The 20,134-nt window shown below is 61.8% G+C and carries 16 protein-coding genes; 8 read left to right on the top strand and 8 right to left on the bottom strand.

All coding sequences use genetic code 11. The annotated features are described in order from the left end of the window. The first annotated feature begins 80 nt into the window (after positions 1-80). From ACVMDN_RS35765 to ACVMDN_RS35750, 4 genes are all read left to right on the top strand, one after another. Positions 81-1,085: a TAXI family TRAP transporter solute-binding subunit gene (locus tag ACVMDN_RS35765; protein WP_057021156.1), complete on the top strand. Its 1,005-nt coding sequence runs from the start codon at positions 81-83 to the stop codon at positions 1,083-1,085. A 32-nt stretch (positions 1,086-1,117) separates the two neighbouring features. Beyond that, positions 1,118-1,711, top strand: a complete 594-nt coding sequence (locus tag ACVMDN_RS35760) for a hypothetical protein (RefSeq protein WP_225643109.1) — start codon at positions 1,118-1,120, stop codon at positions 1,709-1,711. 35 nt (positions 1,712-1,746) lie between these two features. Beyond that, a complete protein-coding gene (locus ACVMDN_RS35755; protein WP_057021157.1) occupies positions 1,747-2,361 on the top strand; it encodes a DsrE family protein in 615 nt (204 codons plus the stop codon). 123 nt (positions 2,362-2,484) lie between these two features. Then, entirely contained in the window at positions 2,485-5,346 is a 2,862-nt protein-coding gene (locus tag ACVMDN_RS35750) for a coiled-coil domain-containing protein (RefSeq protein ID WP_141341226.1), read from the top strand. 124 nt (positions 5,347-5,470) lie between these two features. Here ACVMDN_RS35750 and ACVMDN_RS35745 read toward each other — a convergent pair whose 3' ends face one another. The 3 genes from ACVMDN_RS35745 to ACVMDN_RS35735 all read right to left on the bottom strand — a co-directional run bounded on the left by ACVMDN_RS35745 (position 5,471) and on the right by ACVMDN_RS35735 (position 11,569). After that, complete coding sequence (locus ACVMDN_RS35745; RefSeq protein ID WP_076834818.1) at positions 5,471-6,898, bottom strand: HlyD family type I secretion periplasmic adaptor subunit; 1,428 nt, start codon at positions 6,896-6,898, stop codon at positions 5,471-5,473. Further along, the gene (locus ACVMDN_RS35740; RefSeq protein WP_244559016.1) at positions 6,885-9,533 is read right to left on the bottom strand and encodes a type I secretion system permease/ATPase; all 2,649 of its coding nucleotides are present in this window, start codon (positions 9,531-9,533) and stop codon (positions 6,885-6,887) included. Before ACVMDN_RS35740 ends, ACVMDN_RS35745 begins: the two co-directional genes overlap by 14 nt. A gap of 578 nt (positions 9,534-10,111) precedes the next feature. Beyond that, the gene (locus tag ACVMDN_RS35735; protein WP_244559017.1) at positions 10,112-11,569 is read right to left on the bottom strand and encodes a hypothetical protein; all 1,458 of its coding nucleotides are present in this window, start codon (positions 11,567-11,569) and stop codon (positions 10,112-10,114) included. 305 nt (positions 11,570-11,874) lie between these two features. On the opposite strand from ACVMDN_RS35735, the gene ACVMDN_RS35730 reads away from it, so the two are divergent. Next, positions 11,875-12,009 carry a hypothetical protein gene (locus ACVMDN_RS35730; protein WP_256521260.1) on the top strand — a complete coding sequence of 45 codons (135 nt, stop codon included), beginning with the start codon at positions 11,875-11,877 and terminating at the stop codon, positions 12,007-12,009. 139 nt (positions 12,010-12,148) lie between these two features. Further along, a complete protein-coding gene (locus tag ACVMDN_RS35725; RefSeq protein WP_076834824.1) occupies positions 12,149-12,886 on the top strand; it encodes a class I SAM-dependent methyltransferase in 738 nt (245 codons plus the stop codon). Positions 12,887-12,920: 34 nt separating this feature from the next. Here ACVMDN_RS35725 and ACVMDN_RS35720 read toward each other — a convergent pair whose 3' ends face one another. The 4 genes from ACVMDN_RS35720 to ACVMDN_RS35705 form a co-directional block, all read right to left on the bottom strand. Beyond that, entirely contained in the window at positions 12,921-13,715 is a 795-nt protein-coding gene (locus ACVMDN_RS35720; protein ID WP_057021162.1) for a hypothetical protein, read from the bottom strand. A 46-nt stretch (positions 13,716-13,761) separates the two neighbouring features. Then, complete coding sequence (locus tag ACVMDN_RS35715) at positions 13,762-15,075, bottom strand: O-antigen ligase family protein (protein WP_076834826.1); 1,314 nt, start codon at positions 15,073-15,075, stop codon at positions 13,762-13,764. 132 nt (positions 15,076-15,207) lie between these two features. After that, positions 15,208-16,347, bottom strand: a complete 1,140-nt coding sequence (locus ACVMDN_RS35710; RefSeq protein WP_076834944.1) for a glycosyltransferase family 4 protein — start codon at positions 16,345-16,347, stop codon at positions 15,208-15,210. 63 nt (positions 16,348-16,410) lie between these two features. Further along, positions 16,411-17,661 carry a glycosyltransferase family 4 protein gene (locus ACVMDN_RS35705; RefSeq protein ID WP_057021164.1) on the bottom strand — a complete coding sequence of 417 codons (1,251 nt, stop codon included), beginning with the start codon at positions 17,659-17,661 and terminating at the stop codon, positions 16,411-16,413. A 200-nt stretch (positions 17,662-17,861) separates the two neighbouring features. Here ACVMDN_RS35705 and ACVMDN_RS35700 point away from each other — a divergent pair, with 200 nt between their 5' ends. Together ACVMDN_RS35700 and ACVMDN_RS35695 are read left to right on the top strand one after the other, a co-directional pair. Then, positions 17,862-18,008, top strand: coding sequence for a hypothetical protein (locus tag ACVMDN_RS35700; protein ID WP_158074249.1), 147 nt, complete (start codon positions 17,862-17,864; stop codon positions 18,006-18,008). After that, complete coding sequence (locus ACVMDN_RS35695; protein WP_244559018.1) at positions 18,005-19,015, top strand: polysaccharide deacetylase family protein; 1,011 nt, start codon at positions 18,005-18,007, stop codon at positions 19,013-19,015. Before ACVMDN_RS35700 ends, ACVMDN_RS35695 begins: the two co-directional genes overlap by 4 nt. A gap of 120 nt (positions 19,016-19,135) precedes the next feature. Here the strand turns inward: ACVMDN_RS35695 and ACVMDN_RS35690 are convergent, their stop codons facing one another. Then, positions 19,136-20,077 carry an FkbM family methyltransferase gene (locus tag ACVMDN_RS35690; RefSeq protein ID WP_244559019.1) on the bottom strand — a complete coding sequence of 314 codons (942 nt, stop codon included), beginning with the start codon at positions 20,075-20,077 and terminating at the stop codon, positions 19,136-19,138. Positions 20,078-20,134: the final 57 nt, after the last annotated feature.

The following is a 20,134-nucleotide window of genomic DNA, read 5'->3' as shown; positions in this document are numbered from 1 at the left end:
AAACTACGACAAAATCACCGATCGGCGAGGGCGGAGATCCCATGGGACAGACCGCAAAAAGGGAATTGCACCCGTTGCGCATGCTGGCGCTGCTGATTCCGCTGCTCACGACCGTTCCGCTGTCAAACGTGGATGCACAGGCGCAACCTGCTGCACCGCGTCAATTGCGCCGTGAGCCGCCGCCGCAAAAGCCGCAGGTGACGATGAATGCCTGGACGATCGGCCTCGCCGGGGGCCTGCTCGAGGGCGCGCCCATTCGTCTCGCGGCCGAAATCGCCCGCGTGGTAGACGATGGCGACAAGCTGCATGTGTTGCCGGTCGTGACGCGCGGGCCGACGGAGAATGTGAACTCGCTGCTGTATTTGCGCGGCATCGATGCCGCCATCATCAATTCCGACGTGCTCGAGGAATACAGGAGCCAGGTGCCGGATATCCAGCAACGGCTGGCTTTCGTGCTGAACCTGTTTCCGTCCGAACTGCATATCTTCGTTCGTCCCGAGATCCAAAGCCTGAGCGATCTCGCCGGCAAGAAGGTGAACTTCAATAATCTGGGTACCGCGGCGGCCTATTCGGGGCCGCTGATCTTCAGCCGCCTTGGCCTCGATGTGGAAAAAACGTTCATTCCCCATCAGGTCGCGCTCGAGCAGATGCGCAAGGGCGAGATGGCCGCGGTCGTCTTCATCACCTCGAAGCCGGTGGATGCCTTCGTGCGCGGCCGCTGGGACCCGGGGTTCAAGTTCCTGCCTGTTCCCTATGACAGGAGGTTCGAAGACTTTTATCTTCCCGCCTCGCTCGAGGCCACGGAGTATCCCAATCTCATCAAGCAGGGCGAGCGCGTCACGACAATCGCCGTGCCGACCGCCCTGGTGGCTTTCAACTTTCCGGCCAAATCGAACCGCTATGAGCGCCTTGCGCGCTTCGTGGAGTATCTGTTCTCGCGGATCGACAAGCTGCAGCAGCCGGGCTTCGACCAAAAGTGGAAGACGATCAATCTCGCCGCGACCGTTCCCGGCCTGACGCGCTTCCCCGCAGCGCAGGCGTGGCTCGATCGCGAGCCGCGCGCCGCCGCAAATACATCGCAATGAGACGCGCGGCGACCTGCGCGGTGGCTGGAGTCTTGCTCGCAAGCGGCATTGCTTCGGCGCAGGCGGCAGGATATCGCCAGATCGCTCAGCTCCGCGATTGCTCCGCCAAGGAACGCTCCGAACGGCCGGAGTGCTCCGAGAAGACACCGCGGGCGTCGGCGCTGCCCCAGGCGAACCTGGGTAACAGCTGGGTCGTCAGCCTGACGACTTCACCGCTCGACTATTCACCGGTCGCCACCGCCACGACGTCATCGCGCGACGGTGCTGGCGAAAGCGCAATGACGCTTTCGATTCGCTGCCATGGCGGGCGGAGCGAACTGATCGTCGCGGGCTCCCGCGTGTCCGGTCGCGGCGATGGATATGCGATTTCCTACCGCATCAACGACGGTCCGCCGCAGCAAGTAGCGGCAGCTGTGCCTGCGTCCGGGACCGGCGTTGCGTTCGGCGGTGACGTGGTTCGCTTGCTGCAGTCCCTTCCGGACGGCGGAGGTCTCAATATTCACCTCGCACCCCGTACCGGACCGGCGCTGGATGCGGTGTTTCCGTTGGGCGGGATGGATGTGGTGCGCGCGAAGATCACCGCTGCCTGCAGGTGGCCACAACCGACCGCAAAACCCAACGGCTAGGGATTTCAATAACGTGTCTTTAACAGGAGGTATCCATGCGCGTGTTTCAGCATATTGCGAAGGTAACCATCATCGGAGCCGCAACGGCGCTCCTGGCCGCTTCATACGCTGCGGCGGAGCAAGGCGGCGGACGGTACTGGACACCGACAACAACGAACCGCACTGCGGACTATCAGCACGTTTCAGAAAAGGTCCAAAGGGTTCATATCTCGCGCAAGGCGACCACCCACAAGAGGGAACGATCTCCTCTCGACGCCAACGCCCGGCTTCCATCCAACGCCAAGTCGCACAACCTGATCCTGCAGGTGAACACGAACGATCCCGCAGCCATGAATCTCGCGCTCAACAACGCAGTCAACGTTGCGCAATACTACAAGGATCTCGGCGAGAAGGTGAAAATCGAGGTGGTCACCTTCGGACCCGGCCTGCACATGCTGCGCGACGACACCTCGCCGGTGAAAGCCCGTCTCGAGGAAATGGCGCTGAGCACGCCGGAGGTCTCGTTCAAGGCCTGTGGCAATACCCAGGAAAAAATGCACAAGGCCGAGAACAAGGATATCCCGATTGTTCGCCAGGCGGAGGTGGTGAAGTCAGGCGTCGTGCGCGTGATGGAACTGCAGGAGAAGGGCTGGTCCTATGTGAAGCCGTGACCTGTGGCCTAACCCGAAAGGGGTGGGTGGGGTCCTCCATGCGGGCTGTAGGCTTCGCGCTGCGGTACGGCGCATAATGCCGTACCTCAACAGATCGTGTCGCCACGCGACAGGTGATTGCGGATGGGCCCGGTGATCCTCAAGGACAAGGCAGTTGCCGGCTGCGACATCGCAGATTCGTCGCGCCGCCTGCTGCCCAAGGCGGGACGGTCCGCGCTGTCGTGGACGACTGCTGCCATGCTCGCAATGATGTGCGCGCCGGAAACACGGGCTTCCCCAGATCCGGCGCGCCCTTCGACGCAACCGCAGCATTCGGCGGCTGCCGGTAGTCCCGCTTTCATCGAAGCGGCAAGGAACGGCGCTCCCGAAGCCTTGCCGCCGGGTCGAGGCGGCAATGACAGACCGGTGCAGGTCGCCCAAGCGAGCGTCGGCGACACGGGGCAGGCCTCGAAACGGGAATACAACTGGGCGGAGTCGCTCTCCTGCGAACTGACGAATGCAAGACGTGACATCGAGTTGCTGCAACGTCTCGAGCAAGAGCGCTATCGGGCCGAGTCGATGGAGCAGAGTCTCGCGGCGGCGCGCCGCGATATCGAGGCCCAGGCCGCGTTGACGGACAAGGCGGCCGATGAGAAGCAGGCCGCGCAGGGCGGCGCGGAGTTGCTGAACTCCCTGCAAGAGACGCGTGAGCGGGCGGAGCGCCTGGAGCGGGATCTGGCGGCAGCGCGGCGTGATGTCGAAACCCAGACCGTGCTGGCGACAAAAACGGGTGAGGAAGCGTCTCGGCTGAAAGCAGCGGCGGAAGGTGGCGCGGCGGATCTGCAGCGGGAGCGCGAGCGGTCCGCGCGGCTCGAGCAGGATCTCGAGGCATTGCGCCGCAACGTCGAGACTCAGACGGCGCTGGCGGCAAAGGCAGGCGAGGAGGTTTCCCAGCTGAAGGGGATGCGTGAAAGCGGCGCTACGGAGCTGCAGTCGGCCCTGCAAAGGGAGCACGAGCGGAGCGCGCAGCTGGAGCAGGATCTGGCGGCAGCGCGGCGCGATGTCGAGACCCAGATGGCGTTGGCGACAACGACAAAGGAAGAAGCCCTGCGGCAGAAGCAGGCAGCGGACGTCGGAGCTGCCGAGCTCAGGCAATTGCGCGAACGAGCCGAGGCGCTGGCACAAGACCTCTCGCTGTCGCGGAGCTCGATCTACGCATACGAAGCCCAAGTCCGCAAATCCGGAGACGAAGCGACGGAGCTCAGGCAGGCGGTTGCAAGCTGCACGGCTTCGGTCAGCAAATTCACACCCGACGAAGGTGAGCGGTTCGCACGGCTGGAGCGGGACCTTGCGGCTGCCCGCAGCAACGTCGAGACCCAGGCCGCGCTGGCGACCAAAGCCGGCGAGGAGGTTTCCCGACTGAAACAGCAAAGCGAAAGCGGAGCGGCCGAGTCGCAGGGCTCCCTGCAAAAGGAGCGAGAGCGGTCCGAAAGGCTGGAGCAGGATCTTGCGGTCGCGCGGCGTGATGCCGAGACCCAGACCGCGCTGGCGGCAAAGGCGGCCGATGAAGCCCTGCGGCAGAAGCGGACGGTGGAGGCCGGGGCCGCCGAGCTGCGGGACTCGCGTGCCAAGGCCGACGCGCTGACACAGGAGCTTTCCCAGACGCGAAGCACGATCTACGCCTTCGAGGCGCAGGCCCGCAAAGCCGGTGAAGAAGCAGCGGAGCTCAGGCAGGCGGCCGAGAGCGGCGCGGCTTCGGTTCACAAATCCACACCGGACGAACGTGAGCGACTGGTGCGGCTGGAGCAGGATCTTGCGGCTGCGCGCCGCGATGTCGAGACGCAAACCGCGCTGGCGACGAAAGCAGGCGAGGAAACCGCCCGACTGAAGCGGGAAAGGGAAAGCGGTGCGGCGGAGTTGCAGAACTCACTGCAAGCGGCGCGGGCCGACCGGCTGGAGCAGGATCTCGCGGCAGCGCGGCGCGATGTCGCGACCAAGACGGCGCTGGCGACGAAAGCAGACGAGGAAACGTCCCGGCTGAAGGCGGTGGAGAAGAGCGGTGCTGCCGAGCTGCAAAAGGAGCATGAGCGGTCCGCCCGGCTGGAGCAGGATCTTGCGGCGGCGCGCCGTGATATCGAGAGCAAGGCCGTGCTGGTGACCGAGGCGGGCAAGGAAACGTCCCGGCTGAAGGCGGTGGAGAAGAGCGGTGCGGCCGAGCTGCAAAAGGAGCGTGAGCGGTCCGCCCGGCTGGAGCAGGATCTCGCGGCGGCGCGACGTGACGTCGAGAGCAAGGCCGTGCTGGTGACCGAAGCGGGCAAGGAAACGTCCCGGCTGCAAGCTGTGGGAAAGAGCGCTGCGGCGGACCTGCAAAAGGAGCGTGAGCGGTCCGCGCGGCTGGAGCAAGATCTGGCGGCAGCGCATCGCGACAGCGAGACCCAGACGGCGCGGGCGGCAAAGGCAGGCGAGGAAATCTTGCTGCAGAAGCAGGCGGCGGAAGCCAGCGCTGCCGAATTGAGACAATTGCGCGCCAGGATCGACGTGCAGCCCCAGCACCTCCCTTTGTCGCGGAGCGCAATCCATGCGTATGAGGCCGAGGATCGCAAGGCGCACGGCGCGGCGTTGACGACCGGTGCGACCGCGCGGGACAAGTCCATCGAAGTGGCCACCAATCCAACCGCCGAACAGACGCGAGCGGCGCCTGCTCGCGCGGTTGCCCAGCCTGCTCCCGAGCAGGCTGCGGAAGCCGGAGGGTTGGTTGCGCGGGCGAGCTCCTTGTTGCGTCAGGGCGACATAGGCGCGGCGCGGCTTGTACTCGAGCGCGCCGTGGAAATGGGCAGCGCCCAGGCGAGCTTCGCGCTGGCAGAAACCTACGATCCCCTGATTCTTGCGAAGTGGGGGACTTACGGCACGCGCGGCGACGAGCGCAGGGCGCAAGACCTCTACGCCAAGGCCAACGCCGCGGGAGTTCATGAGGCGAAATCGCGTCTGGAAGCGCTGCGCCGATAGCGCATGTGCCAATCCACCGGCAATTTCACCGCAATCGTCCTAACGACGGGCGCCACCGCGACGAGCTTCGCTCTCACGCGCGTGGCGCCCCGCCCGGCCGCAACGTCCGGCGACGGGCTTCGCTTTAGCGTTCGCGCAGGGCTTCCTGCCGGTAGCGTGCCAGCGGCGACAGCAGGTAGCTGATGATCCTGCGCGTGCCGGTCTTGATTTCGACCGTCACCGCCATGCCCGGCCCGAGCTTGACGAGCTTGTCCTCGATTTGCATGTGCGTCCGGTCGAGCGAAACGCGCGCGGCGTATTCCAGCTCCTGACCTTTAGGCTCGCTGCTGCTCTGCGCCGCGCCCAATGTCCGGTCATTGGGGTTGCCCTGTTGCTTTTCGCGCGTGATGGCATCCGTCGACACGCTGAGCACATCGCCATGAAGCAGCCCGTACCGGGTGAAGTTGAACGTATCGACCTTGATCTCCGCCTTCTGGCCGGGATGCACGAAGCCGATGTCGCGGTTCGACAGCATGGCCTCGATCTCGAGCTGGCTCTCGCTCGGGACCACGACGGCCAGCGCCTGAGCGGGCGTCACCACGCCGCCCACCGTATGAACGGCAAGCTGCTGCACGACGCCGTCGACCGGTGCGGTCAGGCTCTGCAGTTTCGTTCGCCGCTCCGCCTTGACCACCTCCTGCGCGGCGCTCGCAGCTTTCTGCTCGGCCTTCGCAAGAGCATCATAGGTCGCGCGGCGATACTCCGCGGCAGTCTTGTCCTTGGTCTCCTTCAGCAGCGCGATCGCCGCATCGGCTTCGCGCAGCCGGCTCTGCTGCAGGACGAGGTCCTGCTGCATGGCGACCAGTTCCTGATATTCGGAGAGATAGACGACCTTCGACGCCAATGCCTTCTCGACGAGACCCTTGCGGATATCGACGCGCTCCTTCAGTACCGGAATCGTCGCCTCCAGCTTGTCGACGCTCGCCGATGTGGTCGCCCGTTCCGCCTCCTTCTGCCCCTGCTGACGCTCGATTTCAGAAAGCTTTGCGCTCTGTTCGGCGCGCTGGCTGATCAGGAACTGGCGATGCATCTCGATTTCGGCCGCACTTGCGTTTTGCGGCGGCCGGAAGGCCGCGAGCGGGTCTGCGGCCAGCGCGGCGCGCAGCCGCGCGACGTCCAGCTCGGCTGCAAGCAGATCGCTCTTCTGGCGTTCCTGGTCGGCTTCCGTCATTGTCGGATCCAGCTCGATCAGGACGTCGCCGGCCTTGACGCTCTGGCCGTCGCGGACGCGGATGGCGCGGACCACACCGGTCTCGAACGGCTGGATCAGCTTGGTGCGCCCGCCCGGCACGATCTTGCCGGTCGCGCTGGCGACGATATCGACGCTGCCGAGCGTCGCCCACAACAGCGCGATGCAGAACGCGGCGATGATGCAGGCCCCGATCGCGCGCCCGATCGGCGACGGCGGCGATTCGGCGATCTCGAGCGCCGCCGGCAGAAAGGCGATTTCGTGCTCGCGGCGGCGAGGTTCGCGTCTCGGGAACGCGACGACATTGCGGCTAGCGGACGTCATGGATACCGGCCTGCAGATAATGGAGGTTGGCGTAACGGCCGTTGGTGCGGATCAGCTCGTCATGGCTGCCGTCCTCGACGATGCGGCCATGCTCGAGGGTGATGATCCGGCTTGCATTGCGCACCGTCGACAGCCGGTGGGCGATGACGAACACGGTCCGGCCGGCGGAAATCCGCCTCATGTTCTGCTGGATCGCGCGCTCGCTTTCGTAGTCCAGCGCGCTGGTCGCCTCGTCCAGGATCAGGATGCGTGGATCGGTGATGAGTGCACGCGCGATTGCGATTCGCTGGCGCTGCCCGCCGGACAGGCTGCTGCCGCGCTCACCCACGACGGTGTCGTAACCCTCCGGCAGTTCGAGGATGAAGTCGTGGGCGCCGGCTAGCTCCGCCGCTTCGATGACGCGCTCCATCGGCATCGCCGGATCGGCCAGCGCGATGTTGTCGCGAACCGTGCAGTTGAACAGTACGTTCTCCTGCAACACGACGCCGATCTGGCGCCGCAGCCAGCTCAGATCGACCATCGCGAGGTCGACGCCGTCGACGAGCACGCGCCCGCTTTCCGGGACATAGAGACGCTGGATCAGCTTGGTGATGGTGCTCTTGCCCGAGCCCGACGAACCCACGATGCCGATGACCTGGCCTGGCTCGACGCTGAAGGACACGTCGTGCAGCACCTCGGGGCCGTCGATGCGGTAGCGGAAAGTCGCGTGCTCGAATGTGACCTGACCGCGGATCGGTGGCAGCGCCGCGCGGGCCGGCGTGAAGCTCGGCTCGGGAATGGTGTTGAGGATGTCGCCGAGACGATCGATCGACAGGCGGGCCTGATGGAAGTCCTGCCAGATCTGCGCGAGTCGCAGAACCGGCGCGCTGACACGCGCGGCCAGCATGTTGAACGCGACGAGCTCACCGACAGTCAGGTCCCCGCTGACCACCAGGCGGGCGCCGAAGTAAAGGGTCGCGGCGATGACCAGCTTGTTGATCATCTGGACCGCCTGGCTCGCCGTGTTGTTCAGGCTGAGCACGCGGAAGCTTGCGGACACATAGCCGGCGAGCTGCTCCTCCCAGCGGCGCTGCATCTGCGGCTCGACCGCCATGGCCTTCAGCGTCTCGATACCGGTGACGCTCTCGACCAGGAAGGCCTGGTTCTCGGAGCCGCGATTGAATTTCTCGTCGAGGCGCCGACGGAACAGCGGCGCGGCTCCCGCGGAGATGCCGATGTAGAGCGGGAAGGACGCCAGCACGATCCACGTCAACGTCGTCGAGTAATAGAACATCACTGCAAGGAAGACGACGGTGAACAGCAGATCGATCACCAGCGTGAGCGCCGAGCTGGTCAGGAACTGGCGGATGTTCTCGAGCTCGCGGACGCGCGCCACCGAATCGCCGACGCGGCGGGTCTGGAAATAGGCGATCGGCAGCGCCAGCAGGTGACGGAACAGCCTGGCGCCGAGCTCGACGTCGATACGGTTTGTCGTATGCGCGAACTGATAGACGCGCAGCGTCTCGAGAACGGCCTCGAACACGGTCAGTACGACAAGCCCGACGACCAGCACGTCGAGCGTGCTCATGCTTCGATGCACGAGCACCTTGTCGATCACCACCTGGAAGAACAGCGGTGAGACAACGGCGAAGATCTGAAGGAAGAACGACGCCGCCAGCACCTCGCCGAGCAGGCGACGATACTTTTGCATGGCGCCGACGAACCAGGAGATATCGAAGCGCCGCGCGAGGTCGGTCAGGCTGGCGCGCCGGGCCATCAGGATGATGCCGCCGTCCCAGATCGCCTCGAGTTGGGCCTGGGTGATTGCTTCGGGCCGCGGAGACAGCGGGCGCTGAACGAGAAGCTTGTCGTCGATAACCTTGCCGAGGATCAGGAAGCTGCCGTCGCGCAGCACCGCAATTCCCGGCAGCGGGGTGACGGCAAGCCTGTTCCAGCTCGTCCTCTGCACCTTTGCCTTGAGTCCGAAATCCTTGGCGCAGCGCAGGATTTCAGTAACGCCGAGGCGCGCCGCGCCGATCCGGTGACGAATTTGGCCGGGGTCGGCAGCGATGCCATGGCAACGCAGCAAGATCGCCAGCGCAATGAGCCCGGATTCATCGTCATGTTCGGATTCGACGCCGGCGGCCGGGGATTCGGTGTTTGTGTTCGCCGGATGGATTGCGGCCTCGTCGCGAGGCCCGCGCATCAGGATGCCAGGTCTCATCGCCAAGAAGCTCTTCGTGAGACCGTCACGAGCCCGCATCAGGCCCTCGCCGGCGCGGTGCATCAGGCCGGCGCCCAGGTCAAACGAGCGCGTGCGGATGCCGGCAAATGCATGACGTGCGCGCTGCGCGAGGCTCTGTGATCCAGCACAGATCAAACCGCCATCCCAGATCGCTTCGAATTCCGCGCGCGTCATCCGGCTCGGATGCGGCGAGGTCGGGTGCAGCACAAGCGCCACCTGGTCGTCGATCTTGCCCAGCAGCAGAAATCCACCGTCACGCAGCGAGGCGATTCCGGGCAGCTGGATACCCGCAAGGCGGGTCCAATCCATTGTCCGCGAGCGGACCTTGACTCCGAATTCGCGCGCGCAGCGAAGCATCGCGCGGACGCCGATCTCGTCGCTCCCGCAACGATCGCGGAGCTGGTCCGGCACAGTATTCACGCCATGGAGGCGCAGGAACAGAGCTAGCGCGCGAAGCCCTAGATCTGCGGCGGGGGCATTTCCGTTCTGGATCGCCATTCTTACTCAACCCTTCGCGGCTACCCGGCCGCGTTAGTGTTCCTTCTCATGCATTTCCAAAGACTGGGAATTCCAATGCCGCGCATCGACAGAGCATGCGACATACCGCTTGCTCGCAGCCAAAAAGGTGCAAGCAACATCAAAGCACTAGGGCCTCGAACCGCGAGGGGATTTCAAAGCAGTGGGATTTTAGACCTGCCCCCCCGACTGCTGAACCGGTTCGTTAATGCGCAAAAATGGCGAAAAAAGTTTCAAATCTTGATTTTTGCACCGTTATGTTGCGCGCAAATTTGCCGCATACCCGAAGCTGTTGCGCCAGCACGCATTTTGATCGCTTGGAAACAGATGCGAGCGATGAAGCCAACCGAGACCAGGACCCGCGCGTGGCAGTCCCTTCGCCGTTACCGTCCGCGATCGACCGCCCGTTTCCGACTCCCAACACGTTGATGGTACTGCACCCGGGCGCAGAGCCCCCGGGTGCAGTAGCCGGATCAACCCTGAGGTTTGCTCAGGAACGAGTTGTGCGTCCAGCTGTTCGCATTCGACATGGCCGCCGCGATCTGACCAGCGTCGACCCGACCGGAGCTGCCGGCCAGATACTGGTTCAGCAGCGCAAAGCCCTGGCTTGCCTGGGACGCTCGCGCGCCTTGATCGGCCCAACCGGTCGTCTGCGATGCTGTGTTCGCCAGGGTGCTGGTGTCGCCCATCTGCTGCTGCAACTGCGCAAAGCCGTGGTTTGCCCAGCTCCCTGCGTTTCCGCCAGTCCAGCTGGACGGCCGGGGATCCGTCACGCGGATCGTCTGCGGGTCCGACGACATCACAGCGCCGGTGGTCGGATCCATAGCGCTCGCGGTCAGCGTGAGGTTCGCGACCGGATGAGCATTGCCCTTGTAGTACGATGTCAGCGTCAGTCCGCTGTCGACCTGCGCGGACGTCAGGGTGATGTTGTTGCCCCTGAGCGTCGTGCCGTCGCCGGTCGTGATCGTCTCGTATCGCGGCAATCCCATGATACTGAGGGTGAGGTTATCGTTGGGGTCGGTCGTCGTAATGGTCGTCCCCAGGTCGACCTGACCGCCTCTGCCGGCCACCCAGAGCGACTTGTCCGCGACGTCGAGCACCGGTGCGGTCACGCTTGGAGTCGTGGGGGTTGTCGGCGTCGTGGGGTCGGTCGGCGTCGTCGGCTGCGCCGGTATCGTCGGATCGGTCGGCGTCGTCGGTGTCGTCGGTGTCGTCGGCTGCGTCGGTGTCGCCGGCGAAGAGGCGCCCTGCAGCGGAGGCGGCAGATCGCCCTGCAACTGCGTCGCATTCATCGTTGTGAAATAGAGTTGCTTATAGCTGGTTGTCAGATCGACCCAGTTGCTCATCCCGACGCCGGGATTATTCACGAATACGCCATTCTGGTAGACGTACCCGGCGGTGGCGTCTCTCCACCAGTCGGCACCGATATTGGCAACGTAGTGTTCGTTCGGATTGTCGACCTTCATGCTCGCCGTGACGAAAACGCCGTCGATCGTTCCGGGCGTGTAGGTGCCGCGGGATCCGCCCGGCCAGAAATGGTCGTTGTATCCGCTGGTCGGTGCATCGACGGATACGCTGCCATCCGCGTTTGTGGTTTGATTCCATGCAATGTTCGCGTTCCCGACGAAGTCAGCGGTGAAGTGGGCGCCTCCGAGGGAGCTCGTGTCCTGGTCCTGCACCTTGACCCAGCCGCCGCTCGTGAGATGCACCCAGGTCTCGAAATTTGCTATGTCGACGCTGCCCGGATTAACCGTCTGCCCGACCTCGGGATAGATCTGACCCCATCCGGTGATGGCCGAGAAGCCGGCAGGAGGGGTGCCTCCGCCACCGTTTCTGCCGGAATACCAAGAGTAGGATGAAGGAACGCCCAGCGGGAATCCTTCGCTATTGCCTGTGGTATTTTGAGTGATGACATCGTCTAGAGCGGCCAAGCTAATTCTCCATTGCAGACCAAATTGAGGACGAAGAATTCCACTGCCGCGCATGGGGGACGCGCGACATACTGCATGCTCGTAAGGTCTTGCGACCACGAACAGATTTCAATGCACTGCAGGCCTCGAACCGCGAGGAGATTTCAAAGCAGCGGGTTTAATGAATTTGCCCCCCCGACTGCTGCGCCGTTTGGTTAATGAGCAAAAATGGCGAAAAAACCTTCAAATCGTGATTTATACACACGTATATGGGGCGCAAATCCCTTGTTCTCGACCACGTGTGTCGCGGCGACGGATGCTTGTCGATGCAAGCGCGGATCGAGTTCTGCGCCGGGGTAGCCCGCAAGGATTATTGCGACAACCTCAAGATCAAGAACACACTCGCCGGTGGAGATGGATCGGTTCTCTTTGAATGGCGGCTCGTGGATTGGCGAATCTGAAGCCCGACAATTTGGCGATCCAACAGCGCTGGAAGGACGCGCGGTCGCCTGATCGCGTACGACGAACTCGAACGCACGCCCTCGGCGCGGCTGTGGTCCGCAGGCTGAGGCGAGCGCAATTCAATTGAGGGAGAGAACGATGGCTGTCGTCAGAGAGGCAGAGTTCGGGTCCAACGATCTCTATACCGGGAAAGGTTATGCTGAAGCCCATCCAGGCTGGCATGACGAAGATGCAGGAACCAAGGCCGCGAAGATCGCCAAGATCGTGCGTGACAACAACGTCACCTGCCGGACGATCGTCGACATCGGTTGCGGAGTGGGAGGCGTTCTGAACGCTCTGCTCGAGCACGACATCTTCCGTGACTCGACCGCCGTCGGCTACGATATCGCTCCGTATGCCATCACCGCCGCCAAACTGCGCGAGCGGGACAATTTGCGATTCCACTGCGGAGACTTCTCGCATACCAGCGAAAATTACGATCTTCTATTGTGCATCGATGTCTTCGAGCACATCGATGACTATATGGGCTTTCTGCGAAGGATCAGAGGGCGCGCGAAATACTACGTGTTTCACATCCCGCTCGACATGACCATCCTCGGCGTTCTGCGAGGTCTGCCCCTCCAGCGGCGCAAGGAGGTCGGTCACCTGCATTATTTCGACCAGACGACCGCTCTGGCGACGCTGCGCGATACCGGTTTTGAGATTATCGACAACCAGTACACCCGGATGGAGGATTTCCTCCATGTTCATCCCGAATGGCGAACCGCGAAATCAACCCTCGCCATGGCTGGGCGGCAATTGGTTCGGAGCATTGCCGGAGAGGACCTTTCGGTGCGCGTCCTTGGCGGAGCCTCGTTGATGGTCCTCGCCAGCTAGTCGGAATTCCATCGGGAGCCAGAGTTCAGATCGGCTATCGCAAGGGCGGCGGTGGATCGGTCTGCAGCTGCGATCTGGTCATGGTTGTGAAGAAAAAGTACTGGTAGGTCGTCGTCAATCTGACCCACGCACCCATGCCGATGCCAGGATTGTTCACAAACACTCCATCACGGTAGAGGTACGGAGCCGAGGTGTCTCTCCACCAGTCTCCGCCGAAGTTTGCAATCAGATTTGCGTTCGCGCTATCGGTGCGCAGTTCTGCCAACGAGAACACTCCGTCGACCGTTTCAGGAGCATACGAGCCCCTCGGCTCCATCCAGAAATGATCATTGTAGCCGGGCGACGGCGAGCTCATCCTGATGCTTCGGTCGGGCTCAAGAATAAGATCCATCGTTGTAGAGGAGTTGTCGGAGAAATCCGCCACGTAGTGCCCGCCATCGACCGAATTCGTTGCCTGATCCTGCACGAGCCTCCAGCCGCCACTCGTCAAGTGTACATAGACGCGATAGTCCTTCAGATAGATATTGGCAGCAACGTTCGGAGCACCAGCTTGCGGATAGATCTGCCCCCAACCCGTCAGTGAAGTGAAATCAGAAGGCGGAGCCCCGTTTCCGGTGGCAGCAGCGCCTCCGGCATACCACGAGTAGGAGGTTCTGACACCGTGGGGATAGATGCCGGCGTCCTGCCCGGAATTTTGCGATACGACGCATTCGATAGATAAGGACACGCAAATGGGCTGATGAGCACGCTTGCCCCCGGCACCCGGTGACGGGACGAGAGCTTCGAGGACCATGAGCGCGGTGAGGGAAATGGCAAGGTATGTCTTCACGCAAGAATTCCTAGCAGGGGCCAGTAGAACAGCAGCGAAGTTCGGCTCAGATGGCTCCAGGGCTCCCCAATGCTTCAGTCCGCGAACCGGCGATCATTGGGGTCGGCGATTCACGCGATCCGGGGGCGCGTTCAACAGCAGCTTCAGGTTGGGCCAGCACCAGGAAAATGCCGAGTATCAGGTACGACAACGCCACCGTTTCCCTGTTGAAGCTGTCATCGAACAACGCCACCAGCGTTACGCCAATGAACATGGCAATCCAGAGGTTCAGAGGTTGGATTTGCGCCGACCTCCTTCCATAGCAAGCAACAAGCTTCTGCCGGTCCGACATTGCGGCCAGCGGAAGGCTGAACCAGAACACGGTAAAGGAGATCAGGCCGACCACGCCGGTTTCGAAGAACATTTCTACGAACGCACTATGCGCAAGCAGGACGAATGGGCTGTAGAGCGCCGTTTGACCGGGGCCGTATCCAATCAGCGGTTGTTCGAGTGCAAGCGTGGACAGATAGTACCAATGGTAAATGCGCCAATGGACGGAGCTCGGAGCCGTGCGCCAATCCCAAACCGTGTAGTTTCCGCTCAAGATATAATCCGGAATCGAGCTTAGCTCCGAAAACGATGCTCCAAATGGAGATGTCCATATGACGACAACGAATGCTGCAGCGAACGCCGGCAAGAGGGCAGGCCGCTGAGCAAAGATATATATGGCGAAGGTTACCCCGAGTAGCGCGACCCCAGTCCTTGACGCAGCGAGGGCGAGGGCGACGAGAAAGAACAGATAAACGACAATGTCATTGTATCCCATGGAGAGGCGTAGTTTGCGACGCGACAGCTCGCAAAGGAAGAAGACCAGCACCAATTCGAGACTGAAGGATACCGGGTGCGCCGAGGGCCCCGCCGCTCGTGCATGCTTGTCGTATGGCGATGCGAGCTCGGTATATCCGGCCAGGTATTGGAACAATGCGATCGCCGACATCAGAAACAGCAGAACCATAAAAACACGATGGATGTTCGGGCAAAAGCCGGGAGATTGATAAATGGAAGAGACCAATATCACAAGCATGAACAGGTAGACGTACCTGATGATTTCGTACCACGCGGCGTATTGATCGATGATGCTCCTCGTATTGACGACAAGCGACAGTACGGCAGTGGCCGTGAAGACCGACAAGCATATTAACAGCGTGAAGAGTCTCCGGTGTATCCTGACATCGCGCATGTTCCAGGCTGCCACGAGGCCGACCGCGACGATGATCAACGAAAGAGTCGATGAAATGCCGGTGCCGTACAGACGATCAATTCCGTTGGAGAACGATCTCACAAAAACAAAGAAAAGAAAGAATGTCAGGAGGGCATTCATCTTGAGCGCAACTCCGGCTCAGTCAGGGGTCGAAAGACAGCCCGAATATCGGCGCGGCGTCGCGCCGGCTGGGGACGCTTCCAGCGCAAGGCGGCCAGCACGTGCTTGCCGCCACGCCACCCGAGCAACGCGCTAGGCTGCATGGGGAGGGGCGGTCCGGCGCCGCACGTCCTGGTGTGGCTCGATGGCTCTGCGATAGCATCCGAGCGTTCGTTCGGCGACAGAGTGCCAGTCCTCTCGCTCTGCCAACCAGCGGCGCGTTTTCTCGCGGAGTTCGGGCGGCCACGGACTGCTTGCAAAGAACGCCAGGCGACCCGCGAGCGCTGATACGTCTCCCAAATGGAAATAGTGCGAGTCGTCTAATCCGATCTCCAGAAGAGCGGGAATGTCACTGGCGACGACTGGCAGGCCGAAACTCAAGGCCTCCAGCAGCGCGATCGGCAAGCCCTCGTGCGAAGAAGGGAGGACGAAAATGCCGGCATGGGCGTACAGCTCCTGTAGCGCGATGCCGTACTGAAAGCCTGCCACGACTGTCCCAGAGGTCGCCTCGGCGCGCGCTGTCACCTCCGCGGTATAGGCATTGGGATGTTCGGATGTCCCGACCAGCACGAGCTTCCATTCGTCGAGCCTGGCAGCGGCAAAGGCCTGAATCAAGTCGAGGTGCCGTTTCTCCGGAACCAGCCGGCCCACCGTCAGCACATATCGTCCCGGCGTAAGCCCGAACTTCTCGAGCGCTGAGGTGCTACTTGGTACGTCGGGCAGGGTGATGCCGTTTGGAATAAGGTCTGAGTTCAAGCCGTACTTGTCCCGCACCAGCTTCCGAATGGTCTGCGAGATCACGATGCGGCCGTCGGAGAACCGCATGCCCCAGGCTTCGCCAGCGTGCAGAACCGCCTTGGCCAGTCGGCCCCACTTCTCGCGGTCGTAATCCGGGCCATGATGCGTCACGACAACATGCAGTCCCAGCAATCGCGCGAGCGGCGCCATCAAAGCCGGCCCGATGGCCTGGATGTGCAATACGTCCGGTCGTTGCCATGCGGCGACCAGCACGCCGAGAAACGAATGCACAATCGTCTCGAGGCCGGACGCTTTCGGGCACCATACCCGCTGGTAGCGCACTCCGTGCCACTCGTCGCCACGACTGGGCGGCATATACGAGGAGCGGACGATCACTTTGACATCGCACCCCAACTTCTTGAGATGGGGACACAGATGCTCCGCGTGAGTTTCAACCCCTCCCTGCACATTGGGGAATCCACGCAGGCCAAGCATGATTACCCTCAGTACGAGATGATCCGCACTCACTACAAATTCCTCCTAAAATCTACAAACTATTCATGGACTCCTTGCGCCATTTACCGCTGCCGCCACCACCGAGGTTCGCCCCGGCAGCAGTGATCGGTAGACGGCAATCAGCTCGGCGTTGTGCTTGTCGAGGGAGAAGTGCTTCTCTACACGAACCCGTCCGGCGGCCCCCATCTGTGCGCGGAGCTCGCCGCTGCCCATGAGGCACTCGAGATGGGTTCGAAGCTCGTCGACATTGCCGGGCTCGAACAGAAATCCGGTCTCCCGGTCGTTCACGAGCTCAGGAATGCCGCCAATGCGGGTCGCAATGATGGCCTTGCCCTGCGCCATCGCCTCCAGGACCGACATCGGGCAATTCTCGCACCACTCCGAAGGCACAACCACTACGGATGCTTCGGCTATTGTTGTGCTCAGCGTGTCTCCGGAGAGGTGACCCGCAAACTGCACGTTTCGTGCAAACTGCGACTTCAAGTCATCAGTCAGCGGGCCCGTGCCCGCAATGACAAGTGGCCACGAACATCCCGCCGCCTGATGGGCACGCAACAGCGTCTCAGCACCCTTGCCCGGTGCGAGCCGGCCGCAGTAAAGAACGTATCCGTTGTCCCGGCCGCGCGGCGAAATGTTCCTGACATCCACGCCGTTGTAGAGCAGCACCGTTCGGTCTGGGGAGAAGCGGCGGGATACCGAATCCTGCATGAAGAGACTTGGTGCGATAAAGCGATCCACTTTCTCGTAGCTTCCGAGCCACTGTTGCGTGACCGCTTCGAGGTAAAGCGTGGCACTCTGCGCCAACGAGCCGTCGGAACAACGATGCGTCAGCACGTGATGGAAGCCGCCGGTGAGGCACAGCGAGCACAATTGGTTTCCGAGCGCTCGCGTGTGTACCGGACAGACCGGCTTCGTATCATGCAGCGTCAGGACAACCGGGATTCCGCGCGACTTGGCGACGCCGACGATCGATGGCGTCAACTGATGATAGACGTTGTGACAGTGCATCAAGTCTGGTCGCGTCTCGTCGATCAGCGATGCGAGCTTGCTTACGGCCTCGCGCGAGTGGATCAGCGCGAGGGCGCCCCTTATCCTGGCAAGGTAGCCGCCGTTGCGATAATCCTGGCGAGACACAAAATGAGTCGAGTAGGGTGACTCGATATTCCGCTCGTGCTGCATTGCGAAGTCAATGACTTCCACCCCGCTGCCCGTCAGGAATGCTCGTTCCTGAAACAGAACGGTCTCTGCGCCACCATTGTTGAAGAGGTATTTGTTAGCGAGGAGTACCTTCATTAAGGAGCCGTTCCATCGATGCGCAGATCACAACAGCCACCCGCGCCTGGTGCTTTTTGTGCTCGACAGAAAAAGGCTACCTTGAAAGCTATCCGAGGCAGGTGGCGCATTCAGGGTGGGATGGGCGAATTGAGGGGTACCTATGAGTGAGTACCGGTGTCGCAGTTGCGTAGATGCAGCGGTTCCACGATAAATAGGCAATGCCTGCCAGTGCCTACGAGACGCTCACTGTTCTCACGATGGACAATTTGAAGATGAATATCGGCAGCGCGCCGCGCGTGGAATTAAGCCGGCCTCAGATTCATGTGGTGAATTCTCTGACCAGCGGTGACGAGGGGGCGCCGTGAGGCAGAGTTTCAAGGCAGCCGTATTCCAGGCGGTGCGTTGGTCCGGACTGACGCCAGCTCTGCGCAAGATTTTTGCAGGCAGAGCCGCTATTCTGATGTTCCACGAGGTTCAGCGGGATTTCCGCTCAGAACTGATGACCGGAACGTCAGAGGACTTGTTTGAGTATTCGCTCAAGTGGCTGCGCCACGAAGGGTGGGAGATCGTCAGCCTGGAAACATGTCTTGAGCGGTTGGCAAATGATTCGCAGCCGCGCCGCTATGCTGTGGTTACCTTCGATGACGGTTATCGAGACAACGTTTCGACGGCGCTTCCGATCCTCGAGCGCAACAACGCCCCGTTCACGGTCTACGTTCCTACGGGCGCTCCGACGCGGACGCTGCAGTCATGGTGGCTCGGCTTGCGCGAAGTTCTTCGCTCGCGAGACACCGTTACCATTGACGCGATGGACATCCGGTTTTCCTGTCCCGATCTGAACAGCAAGGCGTCGGCCATGAGCAAGGTAGCGAAGTGGGTTCACGAAGATTATAACCGGGCCGAATTGCTCGCCCCGACGTTCCGCAATGCGGGTGTATCTCTATCGGCCTTGAACGACGTCTATTTCCTGGATGAACGCGAGCTTCAAGGCTTGGCGCAGCATCCTCTCGCTTCAATTGGCGGCCACACGGATTCCCACCCGGCACTGGCCTGTCTGGATGCAGCCTCTGCGCGAGCCGAAATGGCGGGCAACCGCAGCTATCTGGAGAATTTGCTTCAGAATCCCGTCCGGCATTTCGCCTATCCTTACGGCACCCCCGGAGCGTGTGACACTCGGGAGGAACGTCTTGCGGAGGAAGTCGGTTTTTCGACCGCGGTGACTACGCGGCATGGGCAGGTGTCCGATCGCAAGCCAAATCCACTGGCACTGCCTCGTATCGGCGTGGGTGGACAATTCGACACAAAGCTTGCGTTCGAGGCCCGAATGAACGGTATCCAGTCGGCGATGCACGGACTGCTGGGTCTTAGCTAGCAATCTTACACTCTGGTGATGGCGGTGAGCCGCTCGTGCGTGAGGCACGAAATCAGATCGCTCGGGCTCTCAATCTATGAGGCGCTCCGCCAAGATCATCCGTAGCGACGCCCGGCGCGCTTATGCGCGACCGGCAGCCCGTTCCATCCACTGGTGGAAGCCGCTCCCTGGTGGGCAGGTTACGAAATTGTAGCCAATTTTCGGGTTCGTCTTGACCCTGTCCAGAAGGCCGAGTTCCTCGACCTTCGTAATTGCCCCGTCCATAGCGATGGAGAAGACCGGAAATCCTTCGGTATCGAGCATGTACCTCGTGGTCGTGTGGCTCCGGTCGTTGCCGTGATCCTCGTAGATGATCAGCGTATCGCGCTTTAGCACTTCGCGCGCCCCTTTGAAGGCCGAGATTTCCGCACCCTCGACGTCAAGCTTGACGACGAGCCGATCGCGGTCGGTCATCTGCAGCTGCCGTGCCAGCGAATCAAGCGTGATCGATACGACCGGTTCGACGTGCTTTGAGCGCATACCTTGCGACGTAACGATGTGTCGGGCGTCATGAGATCCGTCGTCGGAGAAGGACAACATCTGTCCGTCAGTCTCGAACAAGGCCTTGCGGCAGATCTCGAAGCGCCGATCGTTGGCGCTACGGTTCTGCTCGAGAATCGCGAGCGTTTGCCGCGATGCCTCGACAGCTATTGCGCGCTTGCGACCCAGCATTTCCGACGTGACGAGAACGGACCAGTACCCGATGTTGGCGCCGCAATCGAAGAACGTGTAGTCGACATCCTTCAGCCGCAGCAGAAGCATCGCTATGTCTGATTCGTAGGTACGATGGGGCTGACCGACAAAAAACGCATTCCAGTAGGCGTCGTCCAGCTCAAAGTACAGGCGGCTACCGTCCGCGAAATGGACGCAAGGCGTCTGGGAATGGATGAACGGACGGACCGCTCGCATTGCTAGTCCCATTCCACGCCCCGTACTCCGCGCAACAATCGTGTGCAGAAGCTTCACCAGCCCGATCGAAATCGGGTTTCCCGACACTTCGTAATCGAATGTATCCTGGTCCATGAGGTGCCGTCTCTCGCGCCCAATTCCGATTACAGCAGTCGCGTCCTCGTATGGCAA

The organism is Bradyrhizobium sp. USDA 4510, assembly GCF_054059095.1.
Note: the sequence above shows the minus strand (reverse complement) of the source record. Positions and strands in the feature narration are given on the sequence as shown.